Raw genomic sequence first — 19548 nt, forward strand, 5'->3', positions numbered from 1 at the left:
CCCCCCAAGGACGGACATCGTGATGCACAGTCAGACCATCGGCGACTTCCTGGCCGAACTCGCGGCCCGGACACCCGCCCCCGGAGGCGGCGCCACCGCCGCCGTGCACGCGGCCCAGGCCGCCGCGCTGGTCGGCATGGTGGCCCGGTACAGCGACGGCGCGCGCTTCGCCGAGCACGCCGAGGAGATCTCCGACATCGCGCGGACCGCCGACCGGCTGCGGACCGAGGCACTGGATGTCGCGGAGGCGGACGCGCAGGCCTTCTCGGCCGTCGCCGACGCCTACGCGCTGCCCCGGTCGACCGACGACGAGAAGGCGGCGCGCTCCGCCGCCATGGCCGCGGCCCTGCGGGAGGCCTGCGAACCGCCCGTCGCGGCCATCGGGGCCGCCGCCGAGATCGTCTCGCTGGCCGAGCGGATCCTGCCGGTCGGCAACCGCAACGTGATCACCGACGTGGCCGCGGCGGCCGAGGCCGCCCGCGCCGCCGCCACCACGGCCCGGGTGAACATCGAGGTCAACCTGGGCGGCATCAGGGACGACGAGGCACGGGTGGAGTTCTCCGCCGCGGCCCGGTCCGTCGACCCCGTCGTCGAACGGGCGGAGAAGGTCACCGCCGCGGTCAGGAAGGAGCTCACCGGATGACCACCGTGACGACGTCGGAGCACCGCGTCACCACCGCGCTGTCGGGCAAACCGCTGGCCGCACAGATCCGGCGGCGCGTCCGGGAGGAGGCCGCCGACCTGGGGGCGGCGGGCACCCAGCCGAGGCTGGTCGTCGTCACGGCCACGGACGACGAGTCGACCATGTGGTACGTGCGCTCGATCGCCAAGGCGGCCGCGGCCGTCGGGATCGACTGCGGCATCGCCGACCTCGGCCCGTCCACCTCACGGGAGATCGTCCGGGACACGCTTCGCGCCCTGAGCCGGGACCCGGAGGTGCACGGCGTCATCCTGCAGACCCCGCTGCCCGACGGCATGTCGTCGGCCGAACTCGCCGCGGAGATCGACCCGGCCAAGGACGTCGACGGCGCGAATCCGGCGAGCCTCGGGCGCTGCGCGGCCGGCCTGCCCGGCTTCGCGCCCGCCACGGCCGAGGCCGTGGTCCGGCTGCTCGACCACCACGGGACCGAACTCGCGGGCAGGGACATCGCCATGGTCGGCCGGTCGGTCGTCGTGGGCACCCCGGCGGCGTTGCTGCTGCTGGAACGGCACGCGACGGTGACGGTCTGCCATTCCCGGACGGCCCGCCTGGAGGGGCACACCTCCGCCGCCGACATCGTGATCGTCGCGGCGGGCGTGCCCGGTCTGATCGGAGCGGACCACCTCCGGCCTGGTGCGGTGGTCATCGACGTGGGCACCAACGCCACGGACGCCGGACTGGTCGGCGACGTCGACGCGGACGCGGTGGACGGCCTCGCGGGGGCGCTCACCCCGGTTCCCGGCGGGGTCGGGCCGGTCACCACCGCGCTCCTGCTCGCCCACACCGTGCGGGCCGCGAGCCGTGCGGCGGTCGACGCCCTGGAGGCGTAGCGACGGGGCCGTCGGCGGCCCCACACGGGTTCCGTCGCCCGCGGTGAGTGGCTGGGCGGGGCACCCGGCCGAAGACGTCCGGTCGGGTGCCCCGCATCAGCTCTCGGACCCGGTGGAGTCACCTCGGAAGGTCCGCTGGTCGCGGCGCAGAGGATGGTCGTCCGGGATCTGGACCAGGACGATCCGCACACCGTCGGGGTCGGCGATCCACGCCTCCCACAGCCCCCAGGGCTCCAGCCTCGCCTCGCGCAGTCCCTCCGTACCGGCCTCCCTCAGGCGCGCGTACTCGGCCCGGACGTCGCGCACCTGCAACCAGAGGGACAGCGGCGGCACCTCGAAGGGCTCGGAACTCCCTGAGACCTCCAGCAGCCCGTTGCCGAGGAAGAAGACCGTTCCAGGCCGCTCGGGGTCGCCGAACTCACGATGCACCGCCAGACCCAGCACGTCACGGTAGAAGTCGCGGCTCCGGACGAGATCGGCGGGGCGCAGCAGGATGCGACTGCTCAGAATGTCCATGTCCGTATCCTCCCAGCCGTCCTGGGCGGACCCGGGCCGTGTCCGCGTGGGGCGTCAGGCCCGGGCGGGGCGCGGCCCGGCGGTGATCCGGCGGCGCTGGACGACGATCCACGCGGCGGCCACCAGGACCGGCAGCGTGTTCAGGAACACGCCGAGGAACGAGAACTCCTCGCCCGGGTCGCGCAGCAGATCGACGTTGAGCTGCTGGCGGACCCCCAACAGGGCGAAGAGCGTGCCGCCCACGATCCACAGCGGCATGACACGGGTGACGTACACGTTCACCCACCGTCCCGTCGCGAACCCGAACAGGATTCGCGGGACGGTGAGGACGGCCCCCGCCACCAGGGGGATCCCGACCGGGTTGTAGGCCCATGACAGGGCCAGGTCGCCCTTCACCGCCAGCCACACCGACCGGGTGCCCCCGCAGAACGGGTCCATGATCCCGAAGAAGTGGAACGGCCCGTGGATGCTCACCGGTGGAAGCCCGAAGACCGCCATGGCCGCGCCGAGGGCGAGACCGGCCACCGCCAGCCAGAACGTCCACCGGTGCCGGTCGCGGTCCTCGACCCGCACCGCGATCGGTTTCGCCCACTGGGGCATCGTGTCGCTCCTGTTCGTTCGGGGCGCGCGGACCCGTCGCCCGCGCGGGGGAGTCGCGTCCGACGGTCAGCCGTGCACCAGACAGCAGTCCACCGTCGCCGCGAGGAGACCGGACAGTATCGCGATGGCGAACGGCGACGCGAGCGCCACGCCCACCGCGATGGCGGCCATGAGCAGCCCGCCCCGCCCCAGCGGAGGCCGGTCGTTCAGGAGGCGCCGCACCCGGCGGCCGCTTCCCGAGCCACTGGCGGCCAGCGCGGAACCGGGCGCCCCGGGTGTCGGCGACCCGGCCGTGCCGTCCCGGCCGGCCCGAGCGAGGGACAGCAGCGCCTCGGCGACGGTGAGTCGATCGGTGGCCGACGCGGCGGCGTCGTCGGCGGCCAGTTCGGTGAGCCTGGCGACCTCAGCACGGGCGTGGGCGAAGGCCGGGACGAAGGGGAAGGCCCGCCGCACTCCGCGCGCCAGCGCGACCAGTAGGTGGTGGCGTCCCCTCAGGTGCTCGCGCTCGTGCGCCAGGACCGCGGCCAGCCCCGCATCGTCCAGGGCGGCCAGTGCGGCGCTGGTGAGCACCACGTGGCCACCGCGTCCGGTGCGTCCCGGCAGGCAGTAGGCGGCGCACGCGTCGTGGTCGACCACGGTCGCCCCCAACCAGGCGTCCCCGGTACCGACCACGGCCAGGGCCGCGAGGTGGCGGCGGCGCTCGAGGGCCGCCCGCACCCACTCGGCGCCGACCCCGTATCCGGTCCGGAGCACGATCCCAGCCGACACCGCGAGTCCGGCGGTGGCCGTGAGCGCACCGCTCGGCGTGGCGTAGGCCTGGCGGAGCATCAACGCGCAGGAGTGCAGCATCTGGGCCGGGCCACCGGAGACCGGGGTGACGGGCAGGGCGAGGGTGATCCCGGCCAGGACCGCCGAGGCCAGGACGGAGACGGTCAGGACCTGCCACGCCAGCAGCCCCAGCCGGGGCGCCCGGTCGACCCAGACGGCGCGGCGCAGGAGCGGAGCGCCGAGCAGGAGCCCCGCGGCCGTGTGGGCGGCCAGGAGCAGCGCGGCGCTCACCCGCGCCCGCCCTCGGTGCCCCGGTCGGCCGCCTGCCGCGCCCGGGCGGCCGCCAGGCGTTCGGACAACTCGGAGATCTCCTCCACGTCCATGCCGTCGACGAACCGGGCGAGGGCCGCCGACCGGTCGGTGCTCTCGTCCAGTGCGTCGCGCATCAGGCGGGCGACGTAGTCCTCGCGGCCGGTCGTGGCCCAGTACCAGTAGGCGCGCCCGTCCATCCGACGGTCCAGCCAGCCCTTGCCGTGCAGGATGTTCATCACCGTCTGCACGGTGGTGAAGGCCGGTACCGGATCGCGGTCGAGCCGTTCCAGGACCGCACGCACGGTCAGGGGCTCTTCGGCGCCCCACACCGCGTCCATGATCGCTGCCTCCAGGTCTCCGAACCGCTGCACGACTCCCCCTCCTTCCGGACCACCGCTCACCGCCCCGGGCCGGGGCATCCGCAGCGTACCGGCTGCCCGGCCGCCGAACGCCCCTTTCGCGGGTCAGTCCGAGACGACACGGCCCTCGCGTGCCAGGGCCTCCCAGGTGCTGCCACCATCCTCACTGCGGTGGACGCCCGCGCCGAAGGTGCCCGCGTAGACGAGGTCGGGGTCCTCGGGTGAGATCGCCAGGTGGCCGACCGCGTCCTCCTCCAGCAGCCAGCCGAGCTCCGACCACTCCTCTCCGGCGTCGCGGCTCTCCAGGAGCCCGTCGGTGACGCTGTAGGCCAGGACGTGGGCGGGGTCGGAGGGGTCGAGATGCACCGCGCTCACCGGTCCCGCCGCCAGGACCGGGTCCCAGGTCCCACCGCCGTCGGTGCTGCGCAGCAGGCCGACCTGGGTGCCCGCCCAGACCTCGTCCGGGTCTTCGGGGTGAGCGGCCAGGGCGGTCGCGCCCTCGGCCTCGGCCAGGTCCGGGGCGTTCACCACGTCCCAGGTGAAGCCCTCGTCCTCGCTGCGGTACAGGCCCTGGGACCATCCGTACACGGAGTCGCCCCCGGCGCCGACGCTCATCGTGTGGAAGTCGACCTCGCCTTCCAGGGCGCGCGTCTCCCAGGTCCGGCCGCCGTCCTCGCTGACCATGAAGCCGAGCGGGTTCACCAGTGAACTGCCGGGCGCGGGGTGCCCGCTGGAGAACATGCGCCCCTCCTCCGTGGGGTGCGCCGTGAACCCCATGAAGTCGTGTCGCTCCTCGCTGACCGTCCGCCAGCCGCCGTCGGATCCGCCCTCGACGAGGCCGTCGTGGGTGGCTACGAACGGGCCGTCGGACGCCCACCCGGGGAGGGTGACGCCGTGGATGTGGGTGAAGCCCTCCACCGCCGAGCCGGTGCCGTGCCCGTCGTCGCCCTCGCGGGAGGCGATCGACCATCCGACGCCCGCCACGACCGCGACCGCGACCGCGGAGGCGGCTCCGATCAGCGTCAGGCGGCGTGTCCCACGCCGTCGCCGCTGCTGTTCCTGATTCTGGCGGCGGTGCTCGGCGGCCTCCCGACGCTTACGGGACCGCTCCGCTCCCTCGCTGTCTGCCATCGGTGTTCCCGTCTGTTCGGGTACGGGTGACCGGCGTCCGCCGCGCGGCCCCGCACATGACGACCTATGCGCCTAAGTTGCTTAGGTCTGATGTCGGGGGACACGCTACCGCCTCCCCGGGGCCGCCCGTGACCGGCCCCGGGGCTGTCGAGGACGCCGCCCGTGTCCGCCCGCCGGGCGATCCCCGAGTTCCGTCCGTTCCTCCCGCCTCGTGCGCCGTCCCCTCAGCCGGTCGGGCCGGAGGCGTCGACACCGACGTCCTCCCGCCCCACCAAACGCAGCCCGCGGCGCCACAGTCGCGCCCGGACCCGCGGGTCGGCGGCCTGCTCATGGGCCGTGCTCTCACGCAGCCGGTCGTAGAACCGGTCGGTCACCCCGGCCAGCGCGGGGTCGGTGATCAGGCGGTACGTCGCGGCCACGCCCTCCTCCAGGGTGTCGACCGGGGTGATGCCGTGCAGCGTGACGATCTTGGTCGGCATGTAGGTCGCCGGATGGAGGCTGGTGAAGGTGACCTCGTCGGCGGGGACACGGGCGGCGAACTCGGTGGCCGACATGATCTGCGCGAGCTTGCTCCGCCGATAGGCGTCGACCCCGTCGTAGTCGCGCTCGAACATGAGGTCGTCCAGGTCGACGGGAGCCTGGCCCAGGGAGGAGACGTTGACCACGCGTGCGGGCGCCGAGGCGCGCAGCAGGGGCAGCAGGTCGAGGGTGAGCAGGAACCCGGCCAGGTAGTTCACGGTCAGGCGCAGTTCGTACCCGTCGGCGCCGACCCGCCGCTCCCGGCCGTCGGGTTCACCGAAACCGATGCCCGCGTTGCTGACCAGGACGTCGAGGCGGTCGGTGCGTGTGGGCACCTCGGCGGCCATCCGGGCCACCTGGGAGAGGTCGGAGAAGTCGGCGACCAGTGTCTCCGGGGCCGGTGCGCCCTCCTTCTCGACCTCCGCGGCCAAGGCGGCGAGTTTGGCGGGATCGCGGCCGTGGAGCAGCAGTCGCGCCCGGTCCCGGGCGAGACGCAGGGCCAACGCGCGACCGAGACCGTCGGTCGATCCGGTGATGAGGATGGTGCTCATGTGGTCCGTTCCGGGTCGTGGTGCGTGTGACCGAGGCTAGTGGTGGGAGCGGACGCGTACGTGGGTCCGTTGTGCCTACGACCCCGAGGGTCTGTTCGGCGCCACCCGTCCGGGAATCCTCCGATACCCGGTGGATTCTGGCGATAGCGGTCATGCGTTATCGTTGTTAAATGACGGGACGACAGGACACCCGGGCGCGGATCGTGACGGCCGCGGCGACGCTGCTGTCCGAGGGCGGGCGCGAGGCGGTGACGACGCGGGCGGTCAGCCAGGCGGCCGGAGTGCAACCGCCGGCGATCTACCGGCAGTTCGGCGACATGGACGGCCTGCTGGACGCGGTGGCCGCGGCGGGCTTCGGCGACTACCTCGCCCGCAAAGAGGCTCAGGAACCCTCCGGAGACCCGGTGGCCGACCTGCGTTCCGGATGGGACCTGCACGTCGATTTCGGCCTGGAGAACCCCGCGTTCTACTCCCTGATGTACGGACAGACCCATCCGCGCGGCGGCGGCGAGGCGGGGGCCGAGGCGTGGCGGATCCTGGTCGGTATGGTCACCAGGGTCGCGGAGGCGGGGCGACTGACCCTGGACGTCGAGCGTGCGGCGGCCATGATCCACTCCGCCGCCGTGGGGGTGACGCTGACCCTCATCGACACCGTCCCGGAGCGGAGGGACCCAGGTCTGTCCGACCGGATGCGTGACCTGGTCGTCGACGGCCTCACCGACGCCGGAGCCCCGGGCGACGGTGACCGCCCGGGGCCCGACGACCGTGCGGCCGCCCGGCACGCCGTCGCCCTGGGCGCGGTCCTGGACGCCGCCGCCGTCCCGTTCACGCCCGGCGAGCGGATGATCCTCGGTGAACTGCTCGACCGCCTCGCGCGCGCCGAGTGACCGGGCGCCCGCGGCCGCGCCGCCTCGACGGACCGGGTCCGACCGGGCGGATCACCGGGCCCTGACCCGGCGGCGGGTTCAGTCCCGTGCGGCCTGTGCGAGGGGGAAACCGAAGACACCGTCAGGGTCGTAGCGGACGCGGATCTCCTCCAGACGGGCGTGGTGGGCGCCGTGGTAGGCCTGGCGCCAGTCGGGCCGGTCCGCCTCGGGGTGGTTCGGGTGCGCGGCGCCCGACGCCAGCGGCCGAAGCACCCCGTGCAGCGCCTCTTGGGCCACCCGCGACTCCGCGGTCGCTCCGATGGCGGGCCGGAACTCCGAGAGGGCGCCGAACAGGGCTCCGCGGTGCGGGAACGCCGACGGCTCCGCTTCCGGTCGGTCGTAGGCGCCGCCCATCGCCTCCAGGGTCAGGCGACGGTACTCCCCGACGCGCGGCTCCCGGTCCATCTCCGCGGTGATCTTGTCCAGGGCGGTCGCGTCGAGGGGGCGGTCGAAGAACGCGTGCCGCCGCAGTACGACGCTCCGGCCGCCGACGTCACCGGTGGCGCGGCCCGCGGCCCCGGCCGCGGCGTTGGTCGCGGCGTTGGTCGCGGCGTTGGTCGCGCGGGTGGTGCCCGTCCGGACCCGCGGGGGCTGGCCCACGGCTGCCGCGAGGTCGTCCACCAGGTGCTCCATACCGGCCGGATCGCCGAGCCAGGACCCACTCACGGCGGCCGGGGGCAGGGTGGTGTCGGGGATGCCCGCGGTGACGGTGGCCGTCGTCGAGAGCTCGTCCGGGGCGTGCGGGCCCCAGTCCTGCCAGGCGGCCAGTACCCGGGTCCGGCAGTCGGCGGGCCAGCCGAGGAGGAAGTCGGTCACCGGCCGGGCGGGCCGGGCCCGGAAGGTCAGCCCGGTGACCACGCCGTAGGCGGCGTGGCCCGCGCCGCGCAGCGCCCAGAACAGGTCGGAGTGGTGGTCGGCGTCGCAGTCCACCACGTGTCCGCCGCCGAGGACGACGCGGGCGCCGATCAGGCTGTCGAGGGTGAATCCGTGCCTGCGCCCGGTCGGTCCGGTGCCTCCGCCCAGGGTGTGGCCCGCCATGCCGACCGACGCGCACCGGCCGGTGGGCACCGTCCGCCCGTGGGCGTCGAGGGCCTCGGTGAACGCCCCGGTGAGCGTGCCCCCCGCGCACCAGGCGGTGTCGCCGTCGACGACGGTGCCGCTCAGCGGTGACAGGTCGATGACCAGGCCGGAGCCGGTCGAGGAGCCGAGCGGACAGTGGCCGCCCGCCCGGACGTGGGCGCGGATGCCCCAGCGGCGGGCGAAGTCCACGGCCTGGACGACGTCGTTCTCGTGGGCGCACCGCACCACCGCGCGGGGGGCGACGGTGTCAAAGCGCGGGTCCGCGGTGCGGCGCGCGGTGTCGTAGTCGTTTTGGTCGGGCAGGATGAGCTCGCCCACGAGACCGCGGCCCAGTCGGTGCCAGACGCGATGTGGGGCGCGCAGGCCCGATCCGCTGACCACGTCCCGGGGGATCCGGGGCGCTCCGTCCGTGCGCGTGCTGTCCAAACTCACCCGATCACCTCGCCTGTGTGTGGAAGCGCCCACCGAGGCTTCGACCCGCACGCGTCGAGGGGGGACGACGGAGGGGTGCCGTAGGGGACGTGCCTGCTATTTTTACCAGACGTAATTGCTCAATGACGTTGCGTTTAAATTCTGCGGCGTGGTTTTTCGATGTAGAGAACGACTCGTTTCCTCTTGTGGGTGGCTCCCCGGCGTGCTCCCATAGAAAAACGAACGTTCGCTTTTTGAGGCTTCCGTGAGAAACGACGACGTTCTCATCGTGGGCGCGGGCCCCAGGGCCTCGTGCCCGCCATCGGACTGGCCCGGCGCGGTGTGCTCCCCAGGATCGTCGACGCCGGACCCGAGGAGGTCCACGAGAGCGGGCGGCTACGAGGCCGAACGGAGGCCGGTGGCCGGGGCGGCGCCGGGCCCCACGTCGACCGCCACCCGCGCCGTCCCCTGGCCTCCGAGCATGGGGAGGGTTCCCGGGCGCCCGCGTGGAGCGACGGAGCCGGGGCCGGTCCCAGGGCGGTCCGGGCTCGCCCAGGGGGTCGGCGTCAGCGGGCTCAACCCCAAGGCGCCGCTGCTGTTCATGGCACTGTTGTCGCAGTTCACCGAACCGGAGGACGGATGGCCGATGGGCGCGCGGATCGCGACGCCGGGCCTGGTGCACACGGCCAGCTGCGCCGTGGTCTACCTGTGTGTGGGTCTGCTGGCGCGCGCCTTGCTGGGAGCGCGGCCCGCGGCCGCGCGGGCGGTTACCCGGGTGCCGGGGGCGGCGATGGTCGTCATCGGTGTCGTGCTGCTGGTCGACCGCTTGGCCGTCTGACCTCGGGCGTACCCGGTGCGCCGAGTGGTGGTCCCCGTTCCGGCCACCGGAGCGATCGTCGTGCGCCGGGGATCCGGTGGCCGGGTTCGCGGCGCGGGCAGGGGGACGGGTAGGGTCGTGCGTGGCGCGAGTCGACCCCGCATGAGGTCCGCCCCGCCCCATCCCCCTCATACGGAGACCGTCACCCGTGAGTCCCACCGTCGTGCGTACCGCACCCGCTCTGTGGCTGTTGGTGCTGCTGTGCACCCTTTTCGCGGTGGCGCTCGTGCACGGAGCCGAGGGCGCATCGACCCACACGTCCCACGGGCCGGCGCGGCACCACGTGGCGCACGAGGACGTGCTGCACCCGTCACACGGAGCGTCGGGAACGGTTGAGGAACACGGGGCGGCGCCGGAGGCGGGCTGCGCCGTCGCGCGGGACCACGCCCACGCCGACTGCCTGAGTGTGGCCGCGGCCCCCTTCGTCCTGCTCGTGCCGCTGGCCCTGGCCCATCCGCTGGCTCCACCGAGTCCCGCGAGCCCGCCGCGTGCTCGCGACGTCGCCGTGCCGTGGGCGTTCGCGCGCGGTCTCCGGCGCCGAAGACGCGTGCCCAGACTCCTCGCCGAACTGTCGGTTCTGAGGGTGTAGATGCCCCTCGGCCATGCGCGACGCCGCCTTACGTGGCTCGTGCCGGCCCTCGGCATGTCCACCTTCGACCGAACGTCATCGGGAGTACGTACACATGAGTCACACTCGTCGCCGCGCCACGCCCAAGGGCAGTGGACCGGCCAGATTCATCGCGGCCACGGCATCCGCGGGAACCGCCCTGATCCACCTCGTCATGACACCCGACCACTGGAACGAGTGGATGCTGGCCGGGGTCTTCTTCGTCGCCACCGGTGTGGTCCAGACGGTGTGGGCCGTCCTCGCCGTGTGGCCCGGCGGCCGGGCGCTGATGGCCGTCGGAGCGCTCGTCAACCTGGGGTCCGTCGGAATCTGGACGGTCAGCCGCGTGGTCGGGGTCCCCTTCGGGCCGCACGCCTGGACTCCGGAGCCGATCGGTGTCACCGACACCGTCGCCGTCGCCCTGGAACTCGCCGTGGCGGTCTGCGCCGTCTGGGCGATGCTCCGGCGTGGCGGCCGTGCCGAGCCCGGGGCGACGGTGATCGGTGCCGTCGTGGTCGCCGCCCTGATGGTGGCCTTTTCCACCGCGGCCGCCGTGAACGGTGCCTCGGAGCACGCCCACGGCACGGACAGCCACGCCGACGACGGTCACACGGACGAGGCCGGGGAGACCGGGACGGACACGACCGATCCGGCGGACTCCTCGGTGGACGGCCCGAGCGGTTCCGTCGAGCCCTCCGAGTCAGCGGAACCGGCGCCCGGGCACGCCGACGACGGGCACGACCACGAGCACTGAGCGTGCACGGGTGCGCCCCGCTCCGGGGGAACCCGCCGGAGCGGGGCGCGGACGGGATCGAGGGCGGCGTGAACCCCGGGCTCAGGTCCCCAGGTGTCGGCCGTGCTCGGTGGCGAACTCGTCACCGCCGAAGCGGTCCCAGTTGATTGACCAGGACATCAGGCCGCGCAGCCCGGGGCGGGCGGTGGTCGGGGTGTAGCCGGAGCACCCCGAGCCGGTGGTCAGGCAGTCCCAGGCGGCCTGGACCTCGGCGACGGAGGTGTGGCCGTTGCCCGCGTACGTGGAGGCGGGCAGACCGATGGCGACCTGTTCGGGGGCCAGGGGCGGGAAGAACTGGGACGGGTCACCCTGGACGGGGAAGCCGGTCAGCACCATGTCGGCCATCGCCTGGTGGAAGTCGGCCCCACCCATGAAGTGGTACTGACCGTCCAGGCCCATGATCGGCCCGGAGTTGTAGTGCTGGACGTGCAGGAGGGTGAGCCGGTCGCGCAGGGCGTGGATGACCGGAAGGTAGGCCCCGGCGCGGGGGTCGGCGCCGCCCCACTGGCCGCGTCCGTAGAACTGGTGGCCCACCTGTACGAAGAAGGTCTCGGGCGCCATGGTGAGCACGAAGTCGGGGCCGTAGCGGTCCGTGAGGTCACGCAGCGCGCCGATGAGGTTGGTGATCACCGGGGTGGTGGGGGAGCGGAAGTCGGTGTCGCCCTCCTCCAGGTAGAGGGAGTTGCCCTCGAAGTCGATGTCGATGCCGTCGAGCCCGTAGCGGTCGATGATCGCCGAGGCCGACTCGACGAACGCCGTGCGGGCCCGAGTGGTCTCCAACCGGACCTGGCCGTTCTGGCCGCCGACGGACAGCACGACCTTCTTGCCGCGGGCCTGGGCGTCGTCGATCTGGGCGATGAACTCCTGTTCCGAGGGCACGTCCGGGCACTCGGTGCGTGGGCACAGGGAGAACTCCAGTCGCCCGGAGGTGGGGGAGGTGGGTTCGGCGAAGGCGAGGTGGATGATGTCCCACTGATCGGGAACGTCGGCCAGGTCCACCCAGCCCGAGCCGTTGGCGAAGCTGGTGTGCAGATAGCCCGCCAGCACCCGGTCGGGGAGCTGGGCGGTGGCGGTGCTCCCGGCGGTGGCAGTGTCGGCGGAGGCGGAGGCGGAGGCGGAGACGGGGGCGGGGGAGAGGGAGGCCGCGAGCAGTGTCGCGGCGACGGTGGCGAGAAGGCGGGGGGTTCGTCGCACGGGATCTCCAAGGGTCCGGGCGGGACGGTCGCCCTTCACTGTTAGGAAACTTTCCTAACTATTTCGCAGACGATAAGTCCCCGTCTCCCGCGGTGTCAACGGCCCTTCGGTCACCCGGTCCCCGAGCCTCAGGGGCGGTTCGCGCGGCGGTGGACCGGGGTTCACGCGATGGCCATCCGCCTCCGAGCCGCGCCCCCACAGGTCAGAGCGGATGACGGCACTGGTAGGCATGGGGCCTGTCATCGTTCACCCCCACACGAGAGGCAGTCACCGGATGCGCATCCGGAACCTGGTCCCCGCGGTCGTCGCGGCGATCATCCTGATCCTCGGCGCGGCCCCCGCGTCGGCGGAGCGGCAGGGAACCCTGGAAGTGGTGGAGGGTTCTCCCGTCATCTTCTCCTACACCACCACCGCCCCCCACCCGACGAACTGGATCGGCCTGTACCACGCCTCCGGCGGCGGACCCGCCGACGAGGAGTACGTCTCGCCGTCCCTGGTGTGGCGGTACGCCCCCGGAACCGAGGGGACCGTCACGCTCCCCGCCGACTCCCTGGAACCGGGCCACTACGTCGCCTACTTCCTGGCCCGGGACGGCTACACGTGGCTGACCGAGCCCATCGACGTGCACCTTCCCACCGACGCCCCCGTCACCTTCCCCGTCGACGCGGCCGCCCTGCGCAACGCGCGCGTCGGCGACGCCTACGAAGCCGATCTGGGCGGCCTGGCCTCGCGCCCGGACGCCGAGTTCGCCAAGGTCGACGGCGACGCGTGGATCGACGTCGCCGCGGACGGAACCCTGTCCGGAACGCCGGACGGCTCAGGCGGAGCGACGGCGCAGGTCACCGTCGAGGCGACCGCACCCGGCGGTTCCTCGGCGCGCCTCACCGCGACCGTCCCGGTGCGGCCGCGGGGCTCGGCGCTCGTGCCGGAGCTGGACGTGCTCACCTTCAACACCTGGCACGGCGGCAGCCGGGTGAACGGCTACCACGACAAGCAGGTGCGCTTCCTGTTGGAGAGCGGCGCCGACGTCGTCGGCCTCCAGGAGACCGAGGGCGGTGCCGCGACACGGCTCGCCGACGCCCTGGGCTGGTACCACTGGCAGAGCGGCGGCAGCCTGGGCGTGCTCAGCCGCTACCCGATCGTCGAGGAGTACGGCACGGCCCGTGCGTCGGCCGGGGTGCGTGTCGCGCTCGACGGAGCGGAGTCCCAGGTCAACCTGTGGACGGCGCACCTGGGCCACACCCCCTACGGACCCTACGACGCGTGCTTCGACGGGATGGACGTGGACACGATCCTCCAGCGCGAGGCGGAGTCTGGACGCACGGGGCAGATCACCGACACCCTGGCGGCCATGGCGGACCAGATCGACGGCGCCGACGACGTGCCGGTCCTGCTCGTGGGCGACTTCAACTCGCCCTCGCACCTGGACTGGACCGAGGAGCTGCGGGAGAAGAACTGTGGCTACGCGGACGTGCCCTGGCCGACCTCGGTGCTGCCGACCGAGGCGGGCCTGGTGGACTCCTTCCGCGCGGCCAACCCCGACCCGGTCGCCGTGCCGGGGACCACGTGGTCGCCGCTGTACCCGCGGCACAACGGGTCGACCGGTCGTGCCGAGCCGCAGGACCGGATCGATTTCGTCTACCACGCGGGTGAGGACCTGAGCGTGCGGGACTCGCGCACGCTGGTCGTCGGTGACCCCGCGACGGTGCCCAACCACGCCGACAACGAGTGGACCACCGACCACGCGACGGTGCTGACCACCTACGGGGTGACTGGCTGACGGCCGGTCCCGGCACCACGGTGCGTGGTGGGGGCGTTCCCCGCCGCGCACCGCTATCTGGCTCGGGGAGATCGTCCCGGTCCCGCATCTCCTCGACGGCCCGACGCGCACGGAGCCGGGGGCGTCGATCCCGGTTCCACGACCGGCACCCCTCAACCACCCGGGGGAGTGCCGTACCCACCTCCTCCCGGGGTCCGGATGACCAGCTCGTCACCCGGGCCCACCCGGACCGAGTCGCACCCGCCCAGCGGCGCGGTCTCACCGCAGGCCCGGCGGACGGAGTTCTCGCCCAGGGCGCCGGGCGACCCGCCCGCCATTCCGTAGGGCGGCACCCGCCGATGGCCGGACAGGGTGGTCACCGTCATCGGCTCCCGGAAGCGGAGCCGCCGCACCGCACCGTCCCCGCCGCGCCAAGCGCCCGCGCCGCCGCTCCCGCGCCGGATCGCGAACTCCTCGACCAGCACCGGGAAGCGCCACTCCAGCACCTCGGGGTCGGTCATGCGGGAGTTGGTCATGTGTGTCTGGACCACGGAGGTTCCATCGAACCCCCGTCCGGCCCCCGAACCGGAGGAGACGGTCTCGTAGTACTGGTGCCGGTCGTCGCCGAAGGTCACGTTGTTCATCGTCCCCGACCCCTCGGCCTGCACCCCCAACGCCTGGTACAGCGCCCCGGTGATCGCCTGGGAGGTCTCCACGTTGCCCGCGACGACCGCCGCGGGGTGGGCCGGGGAGAGCATCGTGCCCGGTGGGATGATGATCCGCAGCGGGACGAGGCAGCCGTCGTTGAGCGGGATGTCGGCGGCGACCAGGGTGCGGAACACGTACAGCACGGCCGCGGCGGCCACCGACGAGGGAGCGTTGAAGTTGGTGTCGAGCTGGGACGAGGTGCCGGTGAAGTCGACGGTCGCCGACCGCTGCTCACGGTTCACCTCGATCCGCACCGCGACCACCGCGCCCGAGTCCATCTCGTAGCGGGCCGAACCGTCGCTCAGGGAGTCGATCACGGTCCGGATGGCCTGCTCGGCGTTGGAGCGCACGTGCCCCATGTAGGCCTGGACGACGTCCCGGCCGAAGTGGTCGATCATCCGACCGACCTCCTCCACCCCCTTGGCGTTGGCCGCGATCTGGGCCCGTAGGTCGGCCAGGTTCACCTCCGGGGCGCGGGAGGGGTAGGGGGCTTCGGTGAGCAGGCGGCGCGTCTCCTCCTCCCGGAAGCGGCCCTCACGCACGAGCAGCCAATTGTCGAAGAGCACGCCCTCTTCGTCCACGTGCCGACTGGTCGCGGGCATCGAGCCCGGGGTGATCCCGCCGATCTCGGCGTGGTGCCCGCGCGAGGCCACGAAGAAGAGGGGACGGTCACGGCCCGCACCGAACACCGGGGTCACCACCGTCACGTCGGGCAGGTGCGTGCCCCCGTGGTAGGGGTCGTTGACCGCGTACACGTCGCCCGGCCGCATGTCTCCGGTGTTGCGTCGGACGACCTCCCGGATCGTGGACCCCATCGACCCCAGGTGTACCGGCATGTGCGGGGCGTTGGCCACCAGGTACCCGTCCGGGTCGAACAGGGCGCAGGAGAAGTCGAGCCGTTCCTTGATGTTGACCGACTGCGCGGTGGCCTCCAGCCGGGCGCCCATCTGCTCGGCGATCGACATGAAGAGGTTGTTGAACACCTCCAGCAGCACGGGGTCGACCTCCGTTCCGACCGGGCCCTTCGCGCGCGCGGCCACCCGCTCCAGGACCAGGTGGCCGGTGCTCCGGGCCATGGCCCGCCACCCCGGATCGACGACGGTGGTGGCGTTGGCCTCGGTGACCACGGCGGGGCCGGTCACCCGGGTGCCCGGACGCAGCCCGTCGCGTCGGTACAGGGGTACGTCGCGCCAGGCCCCGGCGGTGTACACGCGCACGGTCTCGTCGGGTGCGGCGCCGGAGGCCGCGCCGTGGGGTTCGGCGTCCGAGGCGGCCAGGTCCGACAGGTCGGGTTGGGCGGTGGCTCCCACCGCCTCCACGGCCACGGCCTCGGCCACCAGCGGCCGGTCCATCGTGAAGGAGTAGATCCTCCGGTGGTTCCTCGCGAACTCGCGCGCCATCTCCTCGACCCCGGTCAAGGGGACCGGGACGGCGGTGTCGGTGCCCTCGTAACGCAGGTGCACCTGGCGTGACACCCGGATCCGGGAGTGCGGCACCCCCTCGTCGAGCAGTTCGGCGCGGGTCCGGGCCGTCAGGTCGTCGGCGACCTCCTCCAGCCGGTCCGACAGTTCGGGAGTCAGCCGTGACTCCACCGACTGCTGCCGCATCGCCGTGGTGTCGGCCAGCCCGATGCCCAAGGCGGAGAGCACCCCGGCCATCGGCGGGACGAGCACCGTGCGCACGCCCAGCGCGTCGGCGACCGCGCACGCGTGCTGCCCGCCCGCGCCGCCGAACGTGGTCAGGGCGTACTCGGTGACGTCGTGGCCCTTGCGCACGGAGATCCGCTTGACGGCGTTGGCCATGTTCTCCACGGCGACGCGGAGGAACCCCTCGGCGACCTCCTCGACGGGGCGGTCGTCGCCCGTCTCCCCCCGGATGTCCGCCGCGAGGTCGGCGAAGGCCCGGCGCACTCCGTCGACGTCGATCGGCTGGTCACCGTGGGGGCCGAACACCGTCGGGAAGTGGTGCGGTTGGATCCGCCCGAGCAAGGCGTTGGCGTCGGTCACGGTCAGGGGTCCACCGTGGCGGTAGCAGCGGGGGCCGGGGTCCGCCCCCGCCGAGTCGGGGCCGACCTGGTAGCGCCCGTCCGCGAACCGCAGCACCGAGCCGCCGCCCGCCGCGACCGTGTGGATGTCCAGCATCGGCGCGCGCAGCCGCACCCCCGCCACCCGGCTGTGGAAGACGCGCTCCAGCTCGCCCGTGTCATGGGAGACGTCGGTGGAGGTGCCGCCCATGTCGAAGCCGATGACCCGGTCGTAACCCGCCAACCGCGACAGCCGGGCCATGCCGACGATGCCGCCCGCCGGGCCGGACAGGATCGCGTCCTTGCCTCGGAAGTGTCCGGCCTCGGCCAGCCCTCCGTTGGACTGCATGAACATCAGCCGTACGCCGCTGAGCCGTCCGGCGACGCCGCGCACGTACCGGCGCAGCACCGGTGACAGGTAGGCGTCCACGACCGTCGTGTCACCGCGCGGGACCAGCTTCATCAGTGGGCTGACCTCGCTGGACAGCGACACCTGGCCGAACCCCAGCCGTCGTGCGAGCGCGCCGATCCGCCGTTCGTGCTCCGGGTACAGGTGGCTGTGCATGCATACGACGGCCACCGCCCCGACCCCCGCGTCGCGGACGGCCGCCAGTTCCTCGGCCAGCCCTTCCAGGTCGGGTGCGCGCAGCACCTCGCCCTGGGCGGTGACCCGTTCGTCCACCTCCACGACCCGTTCGTGGAGTCGGTCGGGCAACACGATGTGGCGGTCGAAGATGTGTGGCCGGTCCTGGTAGCCGATGCGCAGCGCGTCGGCGAAGCCGCGCGTGATCACCAGGGCGGTCCGTTCCCCGGTGCGTTCCAGCAGGGCGTTGGTCGCCACGGTGGTGCCCATCCGGATCGCGTCGATCCCGGGCACGGCCGCCCCCTCCCGCGCGAGTAGGGCGTGGATCCCCGCCACGGCGGCGTCGTCGTAGCGGCGCGGGTCCTCGGACAGCAGCTTGTGCGTGAGCAGGCGCCCGTCCGGGCGCCGGGCGACGATGTCGGTGAACGTGCCGCCCCGGTCCACCCAGAACTGCCACCCCTCGCCCAGGTCGGCTCCGCTCATGTCGCCTCCTCGATCCACGCTGCCGGCGGCGCGTCGAGCGCCCCCGAACCATCATGACCCGGAAGGGGCGTTCCGTGACAGGGCGATCACGCGGCTGTGGACGACCGGGTGCCGGGGCACCCGTGCGGAACGGAGAGGGGACGCGCGGTCGGCGGGATCCGTCGGTGGTGTCCTCCACGATGACCGGACACCACCACAACGGGAGGCGGACATGGGTACCTGGGGTCACGGTCCCTTCGACAACGACACGGCGATGGACTTCTGGGGTGAGGTCGTCGACGCGGCGGCGGAGGCCCGCGGAGGCGCGGTCCGGGACGCTCTCGTGGCCGCGGCCGGTGCTTTCGGCGGCCTCGAAGCGCACGTCGCCGAACAGGCCGTGGCGGCGGCCGCGCTCGTCGTGGGCCTGCGTCCGAGCGGTGTTCCCGACCATGAGCGCGAGGGGATCTCGCCCGACCTCACCGACCTGCGCGGCCTCGCCGACAGAGCCCTCGCCAGGGTCACGGCCGCGCGGTCCGAGCTCCAGGACCTGTGGGCCGAGTCGGACGGCGCCGCCTGGCGCGCCGGGGTCGCCCGGCTCCGGGAGGCGCTCGGGCCGGTGCCGGACGGGGCGGATCAGGGACGATGAGGCGTCACAGCACCTTCTCGAAGCAGAGGGAGGAGGCGCAGTCGGCGTAGGCGCCGAACCGGGGGATGGCCGCGTACCCCGAACGCGTGTAGAAGCGCACGGCGTCGGGCTGCCGGTCGCCCGTCTCCAGCCTCAGGCGCTTCCAGCCCCGCTCTCGAGCCCAGTCCTCCAGCGCGGCCAGGACCACCGCCGCCGCACCGGAGCCGCGCCGCTCGGGGACGACGTACATGCGCTTGACCTCGCCGGAGTCATCGCCCAGGTCACGCAGGCCGCCGCAACCCACGGCGGTTCCGTCTTCGTCGTGGGCCACGACGAACACCGCGATGTCGTCTGCGGACGGGGGAGTGCCGGGTTCGGAGTCGGGGGTGCCGTACCGCTCGGCGATCTCCGTGCGTTGGAGGCCGCGCAGGCGGACGGCGGCGGGGTCGGTCCAAGGGACCACGTCGGTGCGCATGGGCCGTACGCTAGCGGGGCCTTGTTACGCCCGCGTGTCCCGGTCCTGTCCCCGACCGGCTCCGCTCGCCGTGGACGAGCGCGGTCGGTGTCGCTCAGCCTCCGCTGAGGGCCAGGAAGCGGTCCACCGCGACGACCGCCTGCGCGCGGATCTCCTCCCCGGAGGGAGGGTGCTCGCCCAGCAGCACCCGGATCTGGAGGTCGCGGACCACCAGACCGTAGAGGAGTCGGAAGGCCTCCTCCGGTTCGTCGACGCGCAGCACGCCCTCGTCCGCGAGCCGGTCGAGGAACGCCGCGACCAGGGGGCCGGTGGTGTGGCGGCCGTGGCGCAACAGGAGCCCGGCCAGTTCCGGCGAGGTCATGGCCGCCCGGTTGAGCGCCACCGAGACGTCGCCGACGAGCAGTGTCAGGAGGTTGCGGGCGACCGCGGTGAGGGCTGTGCGGGGGTCGGAGGACCGGTCGATCGCCGTCGCGACCGCGGCGTTCACCTGCTCGGCCTGCCGTTCGATCAGTGCGGCGAGCAACCCCTGGCGGCTGCCGAACCAGGCGTACAGGCTCTCCTTGGACGAGCCCGCCCGGGTCGCCACCGCCTGCATCGTGATACCCGCGGCGCCGCGTTCGAGGAGTTCGGCGAGTGCGGCGTCCAACGCGGCCCGGCGTCGTGCCGCCCGCTCTCCCGCGCGGGGACGGCCTCGACGGGAACGTCCGCCTGACGTCATGGGCACCTCCGGGTGTTCCAA

Annotated in this window: 19 protein-coding genes; 8 read left to right on the plus strand and 11 right to left on the minus strand. The window is 73.2% G+C overall.

Going from position 1 to position 19548, the window contains the following annotated elements; translation table 11 throughout:
* Nucleotides 1-22 precede the first annotated feature (22 nt).
* Nucleotides 23-643: a cyclodeaminase/cyclohydrolase family protein gene (locus tag KIK06_RS05805; RefSeq protein WP_268642250.1), complete on the plus strand. Its 621-nt coding sequence runs from the start codon at nt 23-25 to the stop codon at nt 641-643.
* Complete coding sequence (locus tag KIK06_RS05810) at nt 640-1530, plus strand: bifunctional 5,10-methylenetetrahydrofolate dehydrogenase/5,10-methenyltetrahydrofolate cyclohydrolase (protein ID WP_268642251.1); 891 nt, start codon at nt 640-642, stop codon at nt 1528-1530. The genes KIK06_RS05805 and KIK06_RS05810 overlap by 4 nt, the downstream gene beginning before the upstream one ends.
* A gap of 96 nt (nt 1531-1626) precedes the next feature.
* Here KIK06_RS05810 and KIK06_RS05815 read toward each other — a convergent pair whose 3' ends face one another.
* The 6 genes from KIK06_RS05815 to KIK06_RS05840 all read right to left on the minus strand — a co-directional run bounded on the left by KIK06_RS05815 (nt 1627) and on the right by KIK06_RS05840 (nt 6286).
* A complete protein-coding gene (locus KIK06_RS05815) occupies nt 1627-2046 on the minus strand; it encodes a VOC family protein (protein ID WP_268642252.1) in 420 nt (139 codons plus the stop codon).
* 54 nt (nt 2047-2100) lie between these two features.
* Nucleotides 2101-2646, minus strand: coding sequence for a DUF2752 domain-containing protein (locus tag KIK06_RS05820; RefSeq protein ID WP_268642253.1), 546 nt, complete (start codon nt 2644-2646; stop codon nt 2101-2103).
* 66 nt (nt 2647-2712) lie between these two features.
* Entirely contained in the window at nt 2713-3705 is a 993-nt protein-coding gene (locus KIK06_RS05825) for a M56 family metallopeptidase (RefSeq protein WP_268642254.1), read from the minus strand.
* Nucleotides 3702-4097: a BlaI/MecI/CopY family transcriptional regulator gene (locus tag KIK06_RS05830; protein WP_268642256.1), complete on the minus strand. Its 396-nt coding sequence runs from the start codon at nt 4095-4097 to the stop codon at nt 3702-3704. Before KIK06_RS05830 ends, KIK06_RS05825 begins: the two co-directional genes overlap by 4 nt.
* Nucleotides 4098-4190: 93 nt before the next feature.
* Complete coding sequence (locus tag KIK06_RS05835; RefSeq protein ID WP_268642257.1) at nt 4191-5216, minus strand: F510_1955 family glycosylhydrolase; 1026 nt, start codon at nt 5214-5216, stop codon at nt 4191-4193.
* 224 nt (nt 5217-5440) lie between these two features.
* On the minus strand, nt 5441-6286 hold the full coding sequence (locus tag KIK06_RS05840) for an SDR family NAD(P)-dependent oxidoreductase (RefSeq protein ID WP_268642259.1): 846 nt from the start codon (nt 6284-6286) through the stop codon (nt 5441-5443).
* A 170-nt stretch (nt 6287-6456) separates the two neighbouring features.
* Between KIK06_RS05840 and KIK06_RS05845 the strand changes: the two genes are divergently transcribed.
* On the plus strand, nt 6457-7173 hold the full coding sequence (locus tag KIK06_RS05845; RefSeq protein WP_017600076.1) for a TetR/AcrR family transcriptional regulator: 717 nt from the start codon (nt 6457-6459) through the stop codon (nt 7171-7173).
* 78 nt (nt 7174-7251) lie between these two features.
* Here KIK06_RS05845 and KIK06_RS05850 read toward each other — a convergent pair whose 3' ends face one another.
* The gene (locus KIK06_RS05850) at nt 7252-8724 is read right to left on the minus strand and encodes an FAD-binding oxidoreductase (protein WP_268642260.1); all 1473 of its coding nucleotides are present in this window, start codon (nt 8722-8724) and stop codon (nt 7252-7254) included.
* A 460-nt stretch (nt 8725-9184) separates the two neighbouring features.
* On the opposite strand from KIK06_RS05850, the gene KIK06_RS05855 reads away from it, so the two are divergent.
* The 3 genes from KIK06_RS05855 (at nt 9185) to KIK06_RS05865 (ending at nt 10941) form a co-directional block, all read left to right on the plus strand.
* Nucleotides 9185-9541 (plus strand): LysE family translocator, encoded by a 357-nt coding sequence (locus KIK06_RS05855; protein ID WP_268642262.1) that lies wholly within the window; start codon nt 9185-9187, stop codon nt 9539-9541.
* Nucleotides 9542-9728: 187 nt separating this feature from the next.
* Nucleotides 9729-10169, plus strand: a complete 441-nt coding sequence (locus KIK06_RS05860) for a hypothetical protein (protein ID WP_017600078.1) — start codon at nt 9729-9731, stop codon at nt 10167-10169.
* Between the two features lie 94 nt (nt 10170-10263).
* Complete coding sequence (locus tag KIK06_RS05865; RefSeq protein WP_268642265.1) at nt 10264-10941, plus strand: hypothetical protein; 678 nt, start codon at nt 10264-10266, stop codon at nt 10939-10941.
* A gap of 81 nt (nt 10942-11022) precedes the next feature.
* On the opposite strand, the gene KIK06_RS05870 is transcribed toward KIK06_RS05865, so the two are convergent.
* Nucleotides 11023-12174, minus strand: a complete 1152-nt coding sequence (locus tag KIK06_RS05870) for a chitinase (protein ID WP_268642266.1) — start codon at nt 12172-12174, stop codon at nt 11023-11025.
* Nucleotides 12175-12448: 274 nt separating this feature from the next.
* Between KIK06_RS05870 and KIK06_RS05875 the strand changes: the two genes are divergently transcribed.
* Nucleotides 12449-13954: an endonuclease/exonuclease/phosphatase family protein gene (locus tag KIK06_RS05875; RefSeq protein ID WP_268642267.1), complete on the plus strand. Its 1506-nt coding sequence runs from the start codon at nt 12449-12451 to the stop codon at nt 13952-13954.
* Between the two features lie 152 nt (nt 13955-14106).
* Here KIK06_RS05875 and KIK06_RS05880 read toward each other — a convergent pair whose 3' ends face one another.
* Nucleotides 14107-17730, minus strand: a complete 3624-nt coding sequence (locus tag KIK06_RS05880; RefSeq protein ID WP_268642268.1) for a hydantoinase B/oxoprolinase family protein — start codon at nt 17728-17730, stop codon at nt 14107-14109.
* Nucleotides 17731-17941: 211 nt separating this feature from the next.
* Between KIK06_RS05880 and KIK06_RS05885 the strand changes: the two genes are divergently transcribed.
* Nucleotides 17942-18355 (plus strand): DUF4259 domain-containing protein, encoded by a 414-nt coding sequence (locus KIK06_RS05885; protein ID WP_268642270.1) that lies wholly within the window; start codon nt 17942-17944, stop codon nt 18353-18355.
* Between the two features lie 4 nt (nt 18356-18359).
* Here the strand turns inward: KIK06_RS05885 and KIK06_RS05890 are convergent, their stop codons facing one another.
* Nucleotides 18360-18809 (minus strand): GNAT family N-acetyltransferase, encoded by a 450-nt coding sequence (locus KIK06_RS05890; protein WP_268642272.1) that lies wholly within the window; start codon nt 18807-18809, stop codon nt 18360-18362.
* Nucleotides 18810-18903: 94 nt separating this feature from the next.
* On the minus strand, nt 18904-19527 hold the full coding sequence (locus tag KIK06_RS05895; protein ID WP_268642274.1) for a TetR/AcrR family transcriptional regulator C-terminal domain-containing protein: 624 nt from the start codon (nt 19525-19527) through the stop codon (nt 18904-18906).
* Nucleotides 19528-19548: the final 21 nt, after the last annotated feature.

The sequence above is a fragment of the Nocardiopsis sp. EMB25 genome (genome assembly GCF_026797795.1).
Taxonomy (GTDB): Bacteria; Actinomycetota; Actinomycetes; order Streptosporangiales; family Streptosporangiaceae; genus Nocardiopsis; species Nocardiopsis lucentensis.